The sequence below is a fragment of the Arthrobacter sp. 05L428 genome (assembly GCF_056397665.1).
Map to the genome: position 1 here is coordinate 12,754 of NZ_JBFTNW010000005.1, position 18,309 is coordinate 31,062.

14 protein-coding genes are annotated in these 18,309 nt (G+C 68.9%); 8 read left to right on the forward strand and 6 right to left on the reverse strand.

What is annotated here, in order from left to right; translation table 11 throughout:
* The first annotated feature begins 1 nt into the window (after position 1).
* The 4 genes from AC1DH3_RS10970 to AC1DH3_RS10985 all read left to right on the forward strand — a co-directional run bounded on the left by AC1DH3_RS10970 (position 2) and on the right by AC1DH3_RS10985 (position 6,121).
* Complete coding sequence (locus tag AC1DH3_RS10970; RefSeq protein WP_476909314.1) at positions 2-2,557, forward strand: MMPL family transporter; 2,556 nt, start codon at positions 2-4, stop codon at positions 2,555-2,557.
* Between the two features lie 108 nt (positions 2,558-2,665).
* Positions 2,666-3,352 (forward strand): Maf family protein, encoded by a 687-nt coding sequence (locus tag AC1DH3_RS10975; protein ID WP_476909315.1) that lies wholly within the window; start codon positions 2,666-2,668, stop codon positions 3,350-3,352.
* 191 nt (positions 3,353-3,543) lie between these two features.
* Positions 3,544-5,355, forward strand: a complete 1,812-nt coding sequence (locus tag AC1DH3_RS10980; RefSeq protein WP_476893288.1) for an acetyl/propionyl/methylcrotonyl-CoA carboxylase subunit alpha — start codon at positions 3,544-3,546, stop codon at positions 5,353-5,355.
* 34 nt (positions 5,356-5,389) lie between these two features.
* Entirely contained in the window at positions 5,390-6,121 is a 732-nt protein-coding gene (locus AC1DH3_RS10985) for a glutamine amidotransferase (protein ID WP_441418413.1), read from the forward strand.
* Between the two features lie 141 nt (positions 6,122-6,262).
* On the opposite strand, the gene AC1DH3_RS10990 is transcribed toward AC1DH3_RS10985, so the two are convergent.
* Positions 6,263-7,675 (reverse strand): MFS transporter, encoded by a 1,413-nt coding sequence (locus AC1DH3_RS10990; protein WP_441418414.1) that lies wholly within the window; start codon positions 7,673-7,675, stop codon positions 6,263-6,265.
* A 286-nt stretch (positions 7,676-7,961) separates the two neighbouring features.
* On the opposite strand from AC1DH3_RS10990, the gene AC1DH3_RS10995 reads away from it, so the two are divergent.
* From AC1DH3_RS10995 to AC1DH3_RS11005, 3 genes are read left to right on the forward strand one after another with little or no spacing between them, the layout of a single operon-like run.
* Positions 7,962-9,407 carry an MFS transporter gene (locus AC1DH3_RS10995; protein WP_476909316.1) on the forward strand — a complete coding sequence of 482 codons (1,446 nt, stop codon included), beginning with the start codon at positions 7,962-7,964 and terminating at the stop codon, positions 9,405-9,407.
* Positions 9,408-11,618, forward strand: coding sequence for a molybdopterin oxidoreductase family protein (locus AC1DH3_RS11000; RefSeq protein ID WP_476909317.1), 2,211 nt, complete (start codon positions 9,408-9,410; stop codon positions 11,616-11,618). It abuts the gene before it with no gap.
* Positions 11,615-13,171 carry an FAD-dependent oxidoreductase gene (locus tag AC1DH3_RS11005; protein ID WP_476909318.1) on the forward strand — a complete coding sequence of 519 codons (1,557 nt, stop codon included), beginning with the start codon at positions 11,615-11,617 and terminating at the stop codon, positions 13,169-13,171. Before AC1DH3_RS11000 ends, AC1DH3_RS11005 begins: the two co-directional genes overlap by 4 nt.
* A gap of 9 nt (positions 13,172-13,180) precedes the next feature.
* On the opposite strand, the gene AC1DH3_RS11010 is transcribed toward AC1DH3_RS11005, so the two are convergent.
* The 4 genes from AC1DH3_RS11010 to AC1DH3_RS11025 all read right to left on the reverse strand — a co-directional run bounded on the left by AC1DH3_RS11010 (position 13,181) and on the right by AC1DH3_RS11025 (position 16,948).
* Positions 13,181-14,008, reverse strand: a complete 828-nt coding sequence (locus AC1DH3_RS11010; protein WP_476909319.1) for an amino acid ABC transporter ATP-binding protein — start codon at positions 14,006-14,008, stop codon at positions 13,181-13,183.
* Complete coding sequence (locus tag AC1DH3_RS11015; protein WP_476893211.1) at positions 13,995-14,660, reverse strand: amino acid ABC transporter permease; 666 nt, start codon at positions 14,658-14,660, stop codon at positions 13,995-13,997. Before AC1DH3_RS11015 ends, AC1DH3_RS11010 begins: the two co-directional genes overlap by 14 nt.
* A 36-nt stretch (positions 14,661-14,696) precedes the next feature.
* Positions 14,697-15,518 (reverse strand): amino acid ABC transporter substrate-binding protein, encoded by an 822-nt coding sequence (locus tag AC1DH3_RS11020; protein ID WP_441418419.1) that lies wholly within the window; start codon positions 15,516-15,518, stop codon positions 14,697-14,699.
* 554 nt (positions 15,519-16,072) lie between these two features.
* Positions 16,073-16,948: an excalibur calcium-binding domain-containing protein gene (locus tag AC1DH3_RS11025; RefSeq protein WP_476909320.1), complete on the reverse strand. Its 876-nt coding sequence runs from the start codon at positions 16,946-16,948 to the stop codon at positions 16,073-16,075.
* Positions 16,949-17,128: 180 nt separating this feature from the next.
* Here AC1DH3_RS11025 and AC1DH3_RS11030 point away from each other — a divergent pair, with 180 nt between their 5' ends.
* The gene (locus AC1DH3_RS11030) at positions 17,129-17,767 is read left to right on the forward strand and encodes a hypothetical protein (RefSeq protein WP_476909321.1); all 639 of its coding nucleotides are present in this window, start codon (positions 17,129-17,131) and stop codon (positions 17,765-17,767) included.
* Here the strand turns inward: AC1DH3_RS11030 and AC1DH3_RS11035 are convergent.
* Positions 17,764-18,303 carry a flavodoxin domain-containing protein gene (locus tag AC1DH3_RS11035; protein WP_476909322.1) on the reverse strand — a complete coding sequence of 180 codons (540 nt, stop codon included), beginning with the start codon at positions 18,301-18,303 and terminating at the stop codon, positions 17,764-17,766. The two genes, AC1DH3_RS11030 and AC1DH3_RS11035, sit on opposite strands and share 4 nt — an antisense overlap.
* Between the last annotated feature and the right edge of the window lie 6 nt (positions 18,304-18,309).

An 18,309-nucleotide genomic window follows, 5' to 3' on the forward strand; every position in this document is an offset into this window, starting at 1 on the left:
CATGGCTCTTTTGCTCTATCGACTCGGCAAGTTCTCCTACCGCCACCGCTGGCTCGTCATCTCCCTCTGGCTTGCCGTCATGGTTGCCGTCGGCGGTGCCGCGGCGGCGCTTCACGGCACGCTGTCCAACAACTTCCAGATCCCGGGTACCGAAACCCAGCAGATGGCGGACAAGCTCAAAAAGGAACTCCCGTCCTCCTCGGGCGGCTCCGCGAGCATCGTTTTTGAAGCCAACGACGCGCAGTTCAGCCAGGCCGGCAAGGACGCGGTCTCCGCCGCGCTGACCAAGCTGAAGACCCTCCCCGACGTCCAGGGGACCGTGGATCCGTTCGCCACCCAGGCCCAGCTGGACAAGGCCGTCACGGACCTTGCTGCCGGAGAGCAGAAGGCCGCGGCGGGCAAGGCCCAGCTGGACAAGGCCGCTGCGGAGCTCGCCGCCGGCAAGGCCCAGCTGGCCGACGCCGAGCAGCAGATGGCCGCCGCCGGGCTGCCGCCCGCGGCCGTCGAGGCCCAGTTCGGCCAGCAGAAGGCCGCCCTCGCCGCCGGGCAGGCAAAGCTCGACGCCGGCACCAAGGAACTCGAGGCCGGCAACGCCAAGCTGGCGCTCGGCAAGCGCCAGCTTGAGGCCTCCAACGGCCTGCGCTTTGTCTCCGAGGACGGCAAGGCCGCCATCGCCCAGGTGCAGTTCAAGACCTCGATCAACGGCCTCAAGCCGGAGGTGCGGCAGGAAGTCCAGGACATCGTCAAGGAGGTCTCCGCCGCCAACGTGACCGCCCTGCCCAGCAAGGAAATCAGCGAGGACATCTCCGAGATTTTCGGCACCGCGGAGATCATCGGCATCGCCGTCGCGGCCCTGGTGCTCATCATCATGCTCGGCACCCTCGTCGCCGCCGGCCTCCCGCTGCTGATGGCAATCGTCGGCGTGGCCGTCGGCGTCGGCGGTACCTTCGCGCTCAGCGGCGCCGTCGACATGAGCTCCATTTCCCCGATGCTGGCGCTCATGCTCGGCCTGGCCGTCGGCATCGACTACTCCCTGTTCATCGTCAACCGGCACCGCGGCCAGCTGCTCAAGGGCATGGATCCCGAAGAGTCCGTGGCCCTGGCCACCGGTACCTCCGGCAACGCGGTGCTCTTCGCCGGCCTCACGGTGATCATTGCCCTCGCTGCCCTCGTGGTGCCGGGGCTGCCGTTCCTCGCCGTCATGGGTCTCTCCGCCGCCGCCACGGTGGCCGTCGCCGTCGTCGTCGCCCTGACTTTGACGCCGGCCGTCCTGTCCCTGGTGGGCCGCAAACTGATTTCCAAGCGGGCCTGGGCCAAGGCGGAGCGGCACAACGCCGCCCCGGGCCACGAGACCGAGGACCGTGCCAGGGACGAATACCGCAGCAGCCACGGCTGGGGCGGCGTCGTCACCCGGCACCCCTGGCTGGCCCTGGTGGCCGGCGTGCTCCTGCTGGGCGTGGTGGCCCTGCCCGCCAGCCAGCTCCGGCTCGCCCTGCCGGATGCCAGTTCGGAGCCGGTCGCCTCGCAGGCGTTCAAGGCCTATGACGTCACGAAGCGGAGCTTTGGCGAGGGCATGACCGGGCCGATCATCGTCGTCGGCGACTTCCCCGCGGGCCTCAGTGCCGCCGAGGCGCAGGCCAAGCAGTTCGACGTCGCGGACATCCTGCGGAAGACGGACAACGTTGCCGCCGCGGTGCCGCTGGCGCTGAGCGAGGACCGCCGCACCGCCGTCTTCCAGATCCTGCCGAAGGAGGGTCCGGCCAGCGCCAGCACCGTCGAGGTGGTCTCGGATCTGCGCGCCGAAAAGGGCCGGATCCAGGACGCCACCGGCGTCGGCATCGGCCTGACCGGCCAGACTGCCGGCAACGTCGACGTCTCCAGCAAGCTCGGCGCCGCGCTGCCGCCCTACCTGGCGATCGTCGTCGGGCTCTCGCTGATCCTGCTGCTGCTGGTGTTCCGGTCCATCGTGGTGCCGCTCCTGGCCACCGGCGGATTCCTGCTCTCGCTCGCGGCCGCGTTCGGCGGCGTCGTCGCGGTGTACCAGTGGGGCTGGCTGGGAACCGTGTTCGGCGTCGAGAACCCCGGCGCGGTGCTGAGCTTCCTGCCCATCATCCTGATCGGCGTGCTGTTCGGCCTGGCCATGGACTACCAGGTGTTCATCGCCTCCGGCATGCGCGAGTCCTACATGCACGGCGAAACGGCCAAGCACGCGGTCCGTTCCGGCTTCAGCCACGCGGCCGCCGTGGTTACCGCGGCCGCGATCATCATGGTCAGCGTGTTCTCCGGCTTCATCTTCTCGCACCTGAACATGGTGCGGCCGCTGGGCTTCGCGATGGCCTTCGGCGTGCTGGTGGACGCGTTCGTGGTGCGCATGACGATCGTCCCGGCCGTGATGTACCTGCTCGGCCGCAAGGCCTGGTGGCTCCCCCGCTGGCTGGACCGCATCCTGCCGGACGTCGACGTCGAGGGCGCCAAGCTGCACAAGCCGACGTCCGACGCCGATGCCGACGCCGACGCTGCCGGCGCCGGCGAGCCCGAGGAAGTCGCCGCGCGCTAGCCCGCAACGACCAAAGCAACGCGGGGTCACTTCGCGCCCATAAATCCCCTTCGGWTGGGCGCGAAGTGACCCCGCGTTGCTGTACCGCCCGTGAACTAGGCTGGAGCCGTGACCCGCCTCATTCTTGCCTCCCAGTCCCCCGCCCGCACCAAGCTGCTCAGCAACGCCGGCATCGCCCACGACGTCCTCGTCTCGGACGTCGACGAGGACGCCGTGCAGGCCCGCTACGGTGTGACCGACCCGCACGACACCGCCCTGCTGCTGGCGCGCGCCAAGGCCGAGGCCGTCGCCTCGCTGCCCGAGGCCGACGGCGCCCTGGTGATCGGCTGCGACTCGGTCTTCGAGTTCGAGGGCGAGGCCCACGGCAAGCCGTACACCGCCGACGTCGCCAGGGAACGGATGCTCCGGATGAGCGGCAGCATGGGCGTGCTGCACACCGGCCACTGGCTGGTCGACTGCCGCGACACGGACACGAAATCCTCGGACGACGACGACGCCGGCACCGGCACCGGCGCGACGCTGGGCGCTGTCTCCTCCGCGGAGGTGCACTTCATGGAGATGAGCGAGGACGAGATCGACACTTACATCGCCACCGGCGAGCCGCTGCAGTGCGCCGGCTCCTTCACGATCGACGGCTACGGCGGGGCCTTTATCCGCAAGGTCGACGGCGACCCGCACACCGTCGTCGGGCTCTCCATCTCCACCCTGCGCAGCCTGCTGGGCCAGGCCAAAGTGAATGTCACCGAACTCTGGACCGGCGGGGCCGCCGACCCCGCCGACATCCGCGCCGAGTGAACTCCGGGGCACCTCCGCGGTCCGTGCCGAGTGAGCCATTTCGCACCACCTTGTAGGAACCCCACAAAGGATCGGCCGTTTACGCGCGGGATCCGCAAGTAATATCGGCGGAACCCACAAAACCGCGCTAGGCTCCCTGAAGGAAAGAAGGAGACGCCTTGTCAGCAAATTCGGAGCAGTCCGCAACGTCAGTGCCCGCAGCCACCACGCCGGGCACCCACCGCCTGAGCAAGGTGCTGATCGCCAACCGGGGCGAAATCGCCGTGCGCATCATCCGCGCCGCACGCGATGAAGGCATCGCCTCCGTGGCCGTCTACGCGGATCCGGACCGCGATGCCCTGCACGTCAAGCTCGCCGACGAGGCTTACGCCCTGGGCGGCAACACCGCCGCCGAGTCCTACCTGGTGATGGACAAGCTGATCGAGGTGGCCCAGCGCTCCGGCGCCGACGCCATCCACCCCGGCTACGGCTTCCTCGCCGAGAACGCCGAGTTTGCCTCGAAGGTGATCGCCGCCGGCATCACCTGGATCGGGCCCTCCCCCGAGGCCATCTCCGCCCTCGGCGACAAGGTCCAAGCCCGCCACATCGCCGAGAAGGTCGGCGCCCCGCAGGTCCCCGGCACCGCCGATCCGGTGAATTCCGCCGAGGAAATCCTCGAATTCGTCGACAAGTTCGGCCTGCCGGTCGCCATCAAGGCAGCCTTCGGCGGCGGCGGACGCGGCATCAAGGTCGCCCGCACCCGCGAGGAGATCCCCGAGCTTTTCGAATCCGCCGTCCGCGAAGCCACCGCAGCGTTCGGCCGCGGCGAGTGCTTCATCGAGCGCTTCCTGGACGCCCCGCGCCACGTCGAGACCCAGTGCCTCGCCGACGCCCACGGCAACGTCGTCGTCGTGTCCACCCGCGACTGCTCTCTGCAGCGCCGCAACCAGAAGCTGGTGGAAGAAGCCCCGGCCCCGTTCCTCACCGAGGAGCAGAACCAGCGGCTCTACGACTCCTCCAAGGCCATCCTCAAGGAAGCCGGCTACCTCGGCGCCGGCACCTGCGAGTTCCTCGTCGGCCAGGACGGCACCATCTCCTTCCTCGAGGTCAACACCCGCCTCCAGGTGGAGCACTGCGTCTCCGAGGAGGTCACCGGGATCGACCTGGTCCGCGAGCAGTTCCGGCTGGCCCGCGGCGAGGAGCTCGGCTACGGTGACCCCGAGGTCCGCGGCCACTCGATCGAATTCCGCATCACCGGCGAGGACCCGGGCCGGAACTTCATGCCCGCCCCCGGCACCATCACCAAACTGTTGAACCCCACCGGGCCCGGCGTTCGGATCGACTCCGGCGTGGAGCAGGGCGACGTCATCAGCGGCAACTTCGACTCGATGCTCTCCAAGCTGATCGTCACCGGCGCCACCCGCGCCCAGGCCCTGCAGCGCTCCCGCCGCGCCCTCGAGGAAATGGTGGTCGAGGGCATCCCCACCGTCATCCCGTTCGACCTCGCCGTCGTCAGCAACCCCGACTTCGCCCCCGCCGAAGGCCCGTTCAAGGTCCACACCCGCTGGATCGAGACCGCCTTCGTCAACGACATCCCCGCCTGGACTCCCACCGGCACCGCAGCTGAGGCAGCCGACGCCGGCGAACGCCAGCGCGTCGTCGTCGAGGTCGGCGGCAAGCGCCTCGAAGTGGTGCTCCCGGCGTCCCTCGGCTCCATCTCCGGCGGCGGTGGCGGCAAGCCGGCGAAGGCCAAGAAGCGCTCCCGGAGCGCCGGCACGGCGGCGCCGGCCGGCGGCAACGCCCTGACCTCTCCGATGCAGGGCACCATCGTGAAGGTGGCCGTCGCCGAGGGCGAGCGGGTTTCCGAAGGCGACCTCGTCGTCGTGCTCGAAGCCATGAAGATGGAACAGCCGCTTACCGCGCACCGCGCCGGCATCGTGATCGGGCTCTCCGCATCGGCCGGCGAGACCGTCTCCGCGGGCGCCGTGATCGCCATGATCGAGGACGGCGAGCCGGCCGAATAGCGGCATCGCCGGCGGCGGGGGCAGACTTAGTTACGTGAAGCCATTTCTGCTCCTCGCCTCCCGCGCCGAGGACGCCGCCGCCGACGACGAATACCTCGCCTACCTGCGCTACACCGGGCTCGCCGAGACCGAGCTGCACCGGGTCCGCATGGAGGCAGCCCCGCTGCCCCGGCTGGAGCTCAGCGAGTACTCCGGCGTGATTGTGGGCGGCAGCCCGTTTACCTCCAGCGACCCCGCGGAGCATAAGAGCGACGTCCAGCACCGGGTGGAGCGCGAGCTGTTCGCCTTGCTGGACCGGATCGTGGCCGAGGACTTCCCGTTCCTGGGCGCCTGCTACGGCGTCGGCACCCTGGGACTGCACCAGGGCGCCGTGATCGACCGGACCTACGGCGAGGGCCTGGGCGGCGTCACCGTCAGCATCACTTCCGCCGGGCAGCAGGACCCGCTTCTGCGCGGCCTGCCGGAGCGGTTCACGGCGTTCGTGGGCCACAAGGAGGCCTGCACTGTGCTGCCCGGCGGGGCCGTGCTGCTGGCCAGTTCCGAGACCTGCCCGGTGCAGATGTTCCGGATCCGCTCTAACCTTTACGCCACCCAGTTCCACCCCGAGCTCGACGCCGACGGCCTCACCACGCGGATCGACATCTACCGCCACGCCGGCTACTTCCCACCCGACTCCGCCGAGGAGCTGATGGCCCAGGCCCGGCACCACAACGTCACCGAGCCGATGGCCATCCTGCGCAACTTCGTCGAGCGCTACGCCCGGTAGGGGCCCCGCCGCAGGCCCGTCGCGGGACCCCGTCGTCGCGCTCCTGCCCAGTTATTCAGCCGCCACCGCCCCGGGACACGGAAATGCCCGGCGTGTCCACAGAACACACCGGGCATTTCGGCTAAGAACCGGGCTGGAGCGTCAGGCTACGTTGTTCTCGTAATCCAGGTCGCGGGTTTCCTTGCTCACAAACAGGGCGATCAGCGTCAGCACGGCCATGGCGGTAAGGTACACGCCCACCAGCACGGGGCTGCCCTTCGCCAGTTCCCAGAGCCAGACGGCGATGAACGGTGCCACAGCCGCGCCCAGGATGCTGGAGACGTTGTAGCTGATGGCCGAGCCGGTGTACCGGACGTTGGTCGGGAACAGCTCCGGCAGCAGCGCGCCCATCGGCCCGAACGTGAGGCCCATCAGGGAGAAGCCGATGATCAGCAGGGCCATGGTGCCGACGAAGCCGCCGCTGAAGAGCGGAACGAACAGCAGGCCGAAGACGAAGATGCCCGCGGTCACGGCAATCAGCATCTTGCGGCGGCCGTACTTTTCGGCCAGCGGACCGGAGACCAGGGTGAAGATGCCGAAGAACACGACGCCGGCAATGAGCATCCAGAGGAAGTCGTTGCGGGTGAAGCCCAGGCCCGGGACAAAGGCAGCGGCTGCTGCCTCGGTCATCGGCTTGCCGGCCTTCTCGGCGGCGGCCTTGGCGGCGTCCAGGCTGGATGCGCGGGTGCCGTAGGTCAGGGTGAACGTGGTCATCAGGTAGAAGAGCACGTAGGTGGCGAGCATGATGAACGTGCCCAGGATCAGCTGGCGCCAGCTGCTCTTGAAGACCCGGCCTAGCGGCAGCTTGGCGACCTCGTTGGATTCGATGACCTTGGTGAAGGCCGGGGTTTCGATCAGCTTGAGCCGGACGTACAGGCCGATGATGACCATGACGGCGCTGAGCAGGAACGGCACGCGCCAGCCCCACGCTTCGAAGGCCGCCGGGCTCAGGGTGTAGCTGAAGACCAGGAAGATCACGTTGGCGATGATGAAGCCGATCGGCGCGCCCAGCTGCGGGAACGTGCCGTAGATGGCGCGTTTGTTGGCCGGGGCGTTCTCGGTGGCCAGCAGGGCCGCGCCGCTCCATTCGCCGCCGAGGGCGAGGCCCTGGGCGAAGCGCATCACGACGAGCAGGGCCGGGGCCCAGAAGGTCCAGCCGGGAACGGTGGCCGTCGGGAGGCAGCCGATCAGGAACGTCGCGATGCCCATGGTGAGCAGCGAGGCGACCAGGGTGCCCTTGCGGCCGAACTTGTCACCGAAGTGGCCGAAGACGATCGAGCCGAGCGGGCGGGCGATAAAGGCAACGCCGAAGACGGCGAAAGAGCTCAGCAGCTGGGTGGTCTCGTTCTGGCCCGGGAAGAAGAGCTTCGGGAAGACCAGGACGGCGGCCGTGGCGTAGACGTAGAAGTCGTAGAACTCAACGGTGGTGCCGATCAAGCTGGCGACGATCACGCGGCCGCGCGAGTTCACCTGCTTGGCGGACCCATGCTCCGTCGAAGTGGCAGTGGATGACATGTAGTGACGCTTTCATGAAGACCGGATCGCCCTGCGGAGAGGCGTCCGGCTAAGGAATGGATATATGTCTGATATTAGTTCCTCGTGTCCACGCAATGGACAAATGTTCCACTATTTGGACAATTCGTGTCGTCCCACCTGTTGGTCGCCCCCGCTGCGGCGCCCACGCCGCCTCACGCCGTCACAAAGGAGCCGATAGGCAAACGTCACAGCACGTTAACAAAGCGCGAGCGTCCCGGAAATGCGGCGTCCCTAGTTTTGAGGGACAACCCCGAAGGAGGTCCCCGTGACTGCTGAACGCATTGCCGACGCCGCAACCGGCGTTTCCCCCAACCACGACGCCGATGCCGCACCCGCCGCCGAGCGCACCGCCGTCGCCGGCCCCGCGCTCGAGTACCGCCCGGGCCGCTGGATCGCCAACTGGGACGCCGAGAACAAGACCCAGTGGGAGTCCCTGGGCCGCGGCATCGCCCGGCGGAACCTGAACTGGTCCATCTTCGCCGAGTTCCTGGGCTTTGTGGTCTGGCAGCTCTGGTCGATAGTGGTGGTCCAGCTCCCCGGGGCCGGCTTCCGCTTCTCCACCAACGAAATCTTCTGGCTGATCTCGATGCCCAGCCTGGTGGGTGCGACGCTCCGGATCCCCTACACCTTCATGGTTCCCCGCTTCGGCGGCCGGAACTGGACCATCGTCTCGGCCATGCTGCTGCTGATCCCCTCGACCGGGCTGGCCCTGTGCGTCGGAAACCCCGGCACCCCGTTCGGCGTCATGCTGCTCGTGGCCGCCCTGGCCGGATTCGGCGGCGGCAACTTCGCCAGCTCGATGGCCAACATCACCTTCTTCTACCCGGCCCGCGAAAAGGGCTGGGCGCTGGGGCTGAACGCCGCCGGCGGGAACCTGGGCGCCGCCGTCGCCCAGCTCGCCGTGCCGGTCGCCATTACCGTGCTGGCCGCCGGGACCGTCAACCTGCCGGTGGCCGGGCTGATGTGGATCCCGTTGATCCTGCTCGCCGCCTTCGGCGCCTGGAAGTACATGGACAACCTGACCAGCGCCAAGGGCGACGTCGCCGGCTCGCTCGCCGCGGTCAAGGAACCGCACCTGTGGATCATGGCGCTGCTCTACATTGGCACCTTCGGCTCCTTCATCGGCTTCGCCGGCGTGTTCCCCAAACTCATCAAGGACTACTTCCCGGCCTTCTCCTCGATCGGCGTCGGGACCGTGGCCTTGTCCCTGGCGTTCCTCGGGCCGCTGGTCGGCTCGCTGGCCCGGCCCTACGGCGGCAGGATGGCGGACAGGCTGGGCGGCGCGCGGATGACCGTGACCGCGTTCGCCGCGATGGCCGTCATCACCCTGACCATGGTCTGGACCCTGCTGCTGGGCAACTTCTGGCTCTTCCTGGCCCTGTTCCTGGCGCTGTTCACCGCCAGCGGCTTCGGCAACGGGGCCACCTACCGGATGATCCCGGTGATCTTCGCCCTGCACAGCCGGGCAGCCCTGTCCGGGGCCAGCACCGTGGCGACCCAGCGGCTGGCGTCCTCCGCGCTGGGCTTGATCTCCGCGATCGGCGCCTACGGCGGCTTCGTCATCCCGCAGGTCCTGAACGCCTCCAACACCGCCAGCGGCTCCTACACCCCGGCCTTTTACGGCTTCGTCGCGGCCTACCTGGTGATGCTGGCCGTTTGCTGGGCCTGCTACCTGCGCCCCGCCACACGCCACGGAAAAGGACACGTCTAAATGAGCGACGGCGCCGCCACGCACTGCCCGTACTGTGCCCTCCAGTGCGCCATGACGCTGACCGTTCCGGAGGTGCAACCGGCGTCGGCAGTTCCGGCGGCTGCAGCGCCGGCACGGCCCGAGACTCCGCTGAAAGTGGCCGGCCGGGACTTCCCCACCAACCGCGGCGGCCTGTGCCGCAAGGGCTGGACCTCGGCGTCGCTGCTTGAGCACCCGGGGCGCGTCACCGAGCCGCTGCTCCGGGGCCCCGACGGCGTGCACCGCCCGGTCAGCTGGGACACGGCCCTGGAGCTCACCGCCGCCGCGGTCAAGAACACCCGCGCCGCGTACGGGCCGGACGCCGTCGGGGTGTTCGGCGGTGGCGGCCTGACCAACGAGAAGGCCTACCAGCTGGGCAAATTCGCCCGGCTGGCCCTCGGCACCTCGCGGATCGACTACAACGGCCGGTTCTGCATGTCCTCCGCCGCCGCGGCCGGGATGCGGGCCTTCGGCCTGGACCGGGGCCTGCCGTTCCCGCTGGCGGACCTGGGTTCCGCCAGCACCGTCCTGCTGCTGGGCTCCAATGTCGCCGAGACCATGCCGCCGTTCGTCCAGCACCTGCAAGGGGCCCGCGACGCCGGCGGGCTGATCGTCGTCGACCCCCGGCGCTCCGCCACCGCGGCATTCACTGCCGACGGCGGCGGCCTGCACCTGCAGCCCCTGCCGGGCACCGACCTGGCCCTGCTGCTGGGCCTGGCCCACGTGGTCATCCACGAGGACCTGACGGACGGCGCCTATATCGCGGAGCGGACCACCGGCTACCCGGCCCTGGTCCGCAGCGTCGGCCCCTACTGGCCGGAGCGCGTGCAGTCCCTCACCGGGGTCCCGGCCGGGCTGGTCCGCGACACCGCCCGGCGGCTGGCCGAAGGTGCACGGCAGGGGGGCAGTTACATCCTCACCGGCCGCGGCGTGGAGCAGCACGTGGACGGCACGGACACGGCCACCGCCGCCATCAACCTCGCCCTGCTGCTGGGCCTGCCGGGCTCGGCGCGCAGCGGCTACGGCACCCTCACCGGCCAGGGCAACGGCCAGGGCGGCCGCGAGCACGGCCAGAAGGCGGACCAGCTTCCCGGCTACCGCAAGATCACCGACCCCGCCGCCCGCGCCCACGTCGCCGGCGTATGGGGTGTCCCCGAATCCTCGATCCCCGGTCCCGGCGTCCCCGCCGTCGAGCTGCTCAAGTCCCTGGGGCGGCCCCACGGCGTCCGCTGCCTCTTCGTTCACGGCGCCAACGTGGCCGTCTCCGCCCCGGATGCGAACGCCGTGATCGCCGGGCTGCGCAGCCTGGACTTCCTGGTGGTCTGCGACTTCTTTATGTCCGAGACCGCGGCCGAGGCGGACCTGGTCCTGCCGGTGACCCAGTGGGCGGAGGAGGAAGGCACCCTGACCAACCTCGAGGGCCGGGTGCTGCGCCGCCGGCGGGCCATCACTCCCCCGCCCGGGGTGCGCAGCGAACTCTGGATCATGACCCGGCTGGCCGCGCTGTTGGACGCGCCCTCGACCTTCAGCGAGGATCCGGAGACCGTGTTCGAAGAGCTCCGGCTCGCCTCCGCGGGCGGCCTGGCCGACTACTCCGGGATCGACTACGCCTTGCTGGACCGCGGCGAGGAAGCCTACTGGCCCTACCCGGCCGGGAGCTCCGGGACGCCGCGGCTGTTCCTGGACTCCTTCGCCCATCCGGACGGCCGGGCGGTGTTCACTCCAGTGGCGCCGCGCCGTCGAACGCTTCCGGTCGCGGCGGGCGGCGCTGACCCGGCGGGCACCCCGATGACCCTGATCACCGGGCGTCTGCTGGAGCACTACCAGTCCGGCGTCCAGACCCGCCGGGTGGCCGCCCTCGCCGCCGCACAGCCCGAGGCGCGGCTGCAGATCCACCCGGCCGCCGCCGCGGCGCAGGGCATCGCCGAGGGCGACCTCGTAGCTGTCGCCAACGGGCGCGGCGAGGTCCTCTGCCGGGCGGAGCTGAGCGCGGGGATCCGGCCGGAGACGGTGTTCCTGCCGTTCCACTTCCCAGGATGGGAGAGCGCGAACCGGCTCACCGAGGCCGCCACGGACCCGGTCTCCGGGATGCCGGAATTCAAGACCAGCAAGGTATGGCTGCGGCCGGCTGCGGCAGGCTCCCGGGTCGAAGCAGTGCAGGCCGAAGTCCTCCAGATGGACGGTGCATCATGACCGAACGGATTGTGGTGGTGGGCTTCGGCCCGGTGGCGGCGCGGCTGATCGACGAGTTGCTGCCCGCGGTGCGGGGAGGCCTGGTGGAACTGACGGTGGTCGGCGAGGAGGCGGAGGCGGCCTACAACCGGGTGCTGGTGGCCGACCTCGGCGTCGGCCGGACCACGGCAGGCGCCATGGCGCTGGCCGATGCTGAGGCGCTGGTTGCCGACGGCGTGGATGTCCGGCTGGGCGCCCGGGTCCGCCGGGTCGACCGCGCCCGGCAGCGGGTCCTCCTCAGCGACGGCAGCTCCCCCGGCTACGACCGGCTTGTCTTCGCCACCGGTTCCCGTCCGGTAATCCCCAACCTCACCGGGTTGAACCCGGATCCGGCCGCCCCGGTGCTGCCCGCCGGCGTGACGGCGCTGCGGGACCTGGCGGATGCCTCGGCGCTGCAGGCGGCGGTAGCCGGCGGAAAGCGCGTGGTGGTCCTCGGCGGCGGCGTTCTTGGACTCGAGACGGCGCTGGCCGCAGCCGAGGAGGGCGCCGCCGTGACCGTGGTGCACAACGGCCCGCACCCCCTGGGGCGCAACATGGACCGCGGCGGCGGCGCCGTGCTGGCAGCTTCGCTGCGGAACTGCGGCGTGAAGGTGGCCGGCAACGCGCGCTCGGTCGCCGTTGAACACAACGCGCCCGACGGCGGCTTCTCCGCGCTACTGCTGGAGGACGGTGCCGCGATCGACGGCGAGCTGCTGGTGCTCTCCTGCGGCGTCCGGCCGCGGACCGAACTCGCCGAGGGCTGCGGACTGTCGACGGCTGCCGGCATCCTGGTGGACCACCGGCTGCGGGCGCACCACGAACCCCACATCTTCGCGATCGGCGACTGTGCCGAGGTCCGCTGCCCCGACCCGGACTGCCTGGACTGCCGGAGCGCCCGGGGCCCGTCCGGGCTGGTGGGACCGGGCTGGCGGCAGGCCGAATGGCTCGCCGAATACCTGACACTGCTGGCCTCCGGCTCCCCGGCCGGGGCGGAAACCTTGCCGCCGCTGCCGGCGGAACAGCCGGGCGTGCTGGTGCTCAAGGCCCGCGGGCTGACCATGGCCGTGGCCGGGGATGTTTCCGCGGATCCGTGGGACGAGGAAGCCCTGACCGCGGGCGCCGTTGGCGGCCGGGCCCGGCTGCAGGTGGCCCAGTGGGCCGACCCGGAGCACGGGCGCTACGTCAAGATCAGCACGCGCGCTGGTGTGCTTGAGGGCCTCGTGGCGGTGGGGATGCCGCGCACGGGGGCGGAGCTGGTGCAGCTCTTCGAGCGCGGCGCGGAGCTCCCCGCGGACCGGTCGCTGCTGCTGCGCCTGGACGGCCCGGACCAAGCTGCTCCTACTGCTACTGATCCGGACCGCACGGTGTGCCGGTGCGCCGGGGTGAGCGGGACTTCCATTGCCGCCGCGGTTTCCTCCGGCTGCGGGACGGTGGCCGAGGTCTCAGCCTCCACCCGCGCCGGCACCGGCTGCGGCGGCTGCCACGAGGACATAAAGGGGCTCATCGAGAAGCACTTCCAGGGGGCGGTGGCCTAGGGAGCTGCCTTAGAACGGATTCAGCAGCCGGTCCACGAACTGCCGGGTGCGCTCCTCGCGCGGGGCGCGCAGCACCGTGTCCGGGTGGCCGCGTTCCACGACCACCCCGCCGTCCATGAAGATGACTTCGTCGGCAACCTCGCGGGCGAAGGCGAGCTCGTGGGTGACCACGACCATGGTCCAGCCCTCGTCCGCCAACTCCTTGATGACGGTCAGGACGTCGCCCACCAGCTCGGGGTCAAGCGCCGACGTCGGCTCGTCAAAAAGCAGCAGCTGCGGCCGCAGGGCCAGGGCGCGCACGATGCCGACCCGCTGCTGCTGGCCGCCGGAGAGCTCGAAGGGATAGCTGTTTTCCTTGTCGGCAAGCCCGACCCGGGCGAGCAGTTCCCGGGCCTCCTTGACGGCCTCGGCCTTGGGCCGCTTCTGCACCTGGACCGGGCCCTCGATCACGTTTTCCAGGGTGGTCTTGTGCGGGAACAGGTTGTAGTGCTGGAACACCATCGCGCTGCGGTCCCGCATGGCCGCCAGCTGCTTCTTGGACACCTGCGCCGAAAAGTCGACCGTGAGGTCGCCGTCGAACTCCACGACGCCGGCGTCGGGAACTTCGAGGCCGTTGAGGCACCGTAGGACCGTCGTTTTGCCGGACCCGGAGGGCCCGATCAGGGTGACCACTTCACCCCGGCGGACGTTCACGTCAATGGATTTGAGCACTTCGTGCTGCCCAAACGCCTTGCGGAGTCCGCGGACGGACAGGAGCGGGGTGGCGTCCGGTGCTGCGTCCGGGAGGCCGGCGTCCGGGAGATCGGCGTCCGGGAGATCGGATTCAGTGGGCGACATAGCGGTCCAATCTCTTCTCGAGGACTGACTGGCCGCCGGCGAGGACCAGGCAGATGATCCAGTAGATGACGGCTGCTTCCAGGTACAGCAGCATGAATTCCTGGCTGAAGGCCGCCACCTGTTGCGCCTGGCGGAACAGCTCGGTCACCAGGATCAGCGAAGCCAGCGAGGTGTCCTTGACCAGGCTGATGAAGGTGTTGGACAACGGCGGGACCGAGACCCGCGCGGCCTGCGGCAGGATGATCCGCACCAGTGACTGGCGCCGCGACATGCCGATGGTGTGGCCGGCCTCCCACTGGCCCTTGGGAACGGACAGGATGGCCGCCCGAATGACTTCGGCGGCGTAGCCGCCCACGTTCAGGGAGAAGGCGATGATCGCGCTGGGCCACGGACTGATGGTGATGCCGATGGACGGCAGCCCGTAGAAGATGACAAACAGCTGAACCAACAGCGGCGTGCCGCGGATAACGGAGATGTAGATCCGCGCGATCGCCGAGAGGACGGGATTGCGGCTGAGCCGCATCAGGGCGACCACCAGGGCAAGCAGCAGCCCCAGGGCGAACGAGGCCAGCGCCACGGGAATGGTGCCGGTGATCGCCCCCATCAGGATCGGTCCCAGCGACCCCCAGACGAGATCCCAGTTGATCGTCATGATCGGGAGCCGCGTTCTTCGACGGTTTCCATCCGGCTACTTGGTGACGTCGGCGTTGAAGTACTTCTGCGAGATCTTCTTGAGGGTACCGTCGGCCTGCAGTTCGGTGAGGGCCTTGTCGACGGCGGCGGTCAGGCTGGTCGAGCCCTTGCGGAACGCGAAGGCGCTGAGTGACTTGTCCGTGGTCTCGGCGGCAATCTTGATGCTGTCATCGCGGGCCGTCTTCTGCTGGTCAAGGTACGTGAGCTTGTCGTTGATGGTGGCATCGACGCGGCCCTGCTTGAGCAGCGTGATGGCCTGTGCCCAGCCCTCGACCGCCTGCACGTTGGCTCCGCTCTGCTGTGCCAGCTTGTACCAGTTGCTCGTCAGCGACTGCGCCGTGGTCTTGCCCTTCAGGCTGTCGAAGGAGGTGATGTCCCCGTTGTCGGACTTGGTGACAATGACGCCGGTGCTGACGGTGTACGGGGTGGAGAAGTCGTATTTCGCCTTGCGTTCGTCCGTGATTGAGACCTGGTTGGCGACGACGTCGAACCGCTTGGCTTCGAGTCCGGCAAAGATGGCGTCGAACTGCGTCTCCTGGAAGGCCGGCTTGACGCCGAGCTTGCCGGCGACGGCGGTGATGATCTCGACGTCGTAGCCGGTCAGTTCGCCGCTGCCGTTGGCGTGGAAGGAGAAGGGCTTGTAGGTGCCTTCGGTGCCGACCCTGAGCACCCCGGCGCTTTTGACGTCGCTCAACGAGGTGTCCGGGCCGCCGGCCGGTGCGGAGCTGGCAGGCGTTGTGGACGCCGACCCGCATCCGGCCAGGGCGAGTCCTGCGGCTGCGATGAGGCCGATAACGGAAAGTCGTGTGCGCTTCATGGTGGTCCTTCGTCGGGGAGCCGGCAAGGGCTCGCCAGCTTGGCCGCGTGGCGGCATTCTTACTTGCGACGATAGCAAGACCGCTCCTCGATGGAAGACCCCAAATGACGGCGTATGACGGCCCGATGTGAGACAGGTTTGACGATTGCCGGTTGCGGTGGTTACGGGCCTAGGAGAGCTCTCGGATGAGAATGCCCTGCCCGACCGTGCGATGGGCCGGGCGCTGCCGCGGCGAGTGGACGGTCCGGGCCAGGCGGCGGTGGCTGCAGACCCGAGCGGACCGTGTGTAGTACGCCGGACGACTTCGGCGAAGATCTTGAATCGCCTGCAATCGATTTATCGCTGCGGCAAAAACTAGCAGCGCTCGCTAGGGACAGGCAACGAAATTTGGCATGGGAAGTAAACGAAGTCGAAGAGCCGCGTTAAAGCCGGAAAGGGAGAAGGGACCAGTTCAAAGTGGCCCCTTCTCCTTTCCGACGAATTCTTGAATCCCGTTACTCTGGAATTCGGCAAGCGGTTAGCAGCCGCTGACAACTTCCAACGACTTCAGTCAGTTACTCGCAGCCGACGCCGTCACCATCTCGATCCAGGTGCCTGCCGTAGCCGGGCGTTCCTGCGTAGACGGGCGCTGCACCGGCGGCCCGCGCCGCCGAGCAATTCGGGTAGTACGCAGTGGCTGGCGCAACCGGCTGCGCGGGCACAAACGGCGCTACTGGAAGGGCCGCCTGCTGGGCTGCGGCCGCCTCGGCAGCAGCCTTCGCCGCTGCAACCTTGTCAGCCGCCGCCTTCTTCGCTGCCGCCTTCTGCGCCGCGGCCTTCTTTGCCGCCGCCTTCTCTGCGGCAGCCTTCTTTGCCGCCGCCTTCTCAGCGGCGATCTTCTTGTCCGCCGCCGCCTTTTCCTCCGCCTTCTTTGCAGCGACCATCGTCTTGGACTCGGCTTCGGAAAGCCAGACAAGCTGCTCGTCAGTGTCGAGCGTGCAGATCAGCACTTGGTCCTGGTAGGCGCGGAGCTCTTCGGCAGCAGAGCACGGCGTTCCTGCCGGATCGGCAGCAGTCGGCGTTGGAGTGGCAGTCGGAGTCGCCGTCGCCGTCTCCTGAACCGCTGCCGGAGGCACGCTGGGCGCGGCAGTTGCCGCAGCGATGCCGGAGCCGATAAATAGCGCAATAACGCCCGAGCCCGCTACGAAGGCTGCACTCTTGCGGTGCGGAAGGCCGACCCACGAACGGCGCTTGAAAAGCAAGGCATAGAGACCCGTGATGAGCGCAACGACACCAAGCATAGCCAGCACTGCGCCGAATCCCCCGGATGCGGCAAAGGCAATGATCATGAGTAAAACGATGATGGCCACAATCCAGAAAGAAACAGTAGATCGGCGCCCGCGCTGCGGGCGTGGCGGCACGTTGGAGCTATTGAACATGAATTCCCCCACGGAAACAAAAGTTTGCAAGTCTGACGCGTCAGGATAACAGCTAACTGGCGACCGAAACGAGTGATTAAGAATTTCCCGCCGTGTCGGAGCAATACGCCCCATCAGGCCTTTCTCCCCTTGGCCGCGCTCCCCCGCTGGGCTTCAATGGGCACAGGATCCCACCGCCCCTGGGAGGCACCCATGTCGGTCCCCATCATCCTGGCCGTGGCCGCCGTCGTCGTGGTCGCCGTGGTGCTCGGAGTTGTGCTCAACCGGCAGAAGGATCCGCAGCGGCGCGCGACCGCGCTGACCCGGACGGGCGCGGTGCTGATGACGGTCTTCACCGTGTTCGGCGCGGCATTCATCGGCGGCTACGCCCTGGAGGAACCGGGCGGGTCGTCCGGTCTGACGGTGCTCCTGGCCTGGGCGGTGCCGGTGCTGGTCCTAGCGGCCCTCGCCTGGTTCTGGCCGGCGGGGGCCGGTCCCCTGCTGGTGGCACTGACGGCGGCCTTCGTCGCGCTGTGCGTGTGGTTTGCCGTCGATTCGACGATGGCGCGCAGCTTCCAGGAAGTGAACGGACCGGTGCTGGCCGTCGGCGTCGTCGCCCTGGCGTTCCCGGCCGCCATCCTCGGGTTGAAGCGGACCGCCCTGGCGGGTTGGCTGCTGCTGGCCCTGGGTGCGCTGCCGCTGCTGATCACGGTGCTCGGCCGGTCGGGCCCGATCGCCTCGCTCGCGGCGGCAAGCGCGGTCCCGCTGATCACCGGTGCCGTCTACCTGCTGGCGGCCCGGATGGCCAGGGGCAGTTCGGCGTCGGGAAGCGTTCGGGCCGCGGTCGTCTAGGCGCTGGCGGCGGGCAAGCCGGCCAGGAAGTCCTCCGCAAAGCGCCGGACGCCGTCCCACTCGGTATAGACGTAGTCGCGGGACATGTCCGTGTCCGGGGAACCCTGTCCGCTGACGATCCTCTTCATCATGTGCCGCTTGAGGAAGCCGTACTCGCTGTACAGCAGGGCCCCGCCGAACAAGCCGACGTGCGCCGGCCGCCACCCCGTTTCCTCCTCGAACTTCTCCACATAGCTTTCCGCCCGTCCCGCGTCCCCGACCACGGCGAGGCTGACCGAGAACAACGCCGAAGGCAAACGTTCCAGCGCGGCCTTGTTCGCGCGGACGAAGTCGGTGACGACCCCCTCGTGCTTGCCCATGTGGACCGAGGCGCCGACGATGACGGCGTCGTACTCATCCGGGAGGGCGTCGCCGGCGGTCTGCAGGTCGGCGGTCCGTGCCTCGTGGCCGTGCTCACGGATGACGTAGGCGATGTACTCGGCGATCCGGGCCGTCTGGCCCTCGACGGTCCCGAACGGAAGGTAAATGTTGGCCATGGTCCA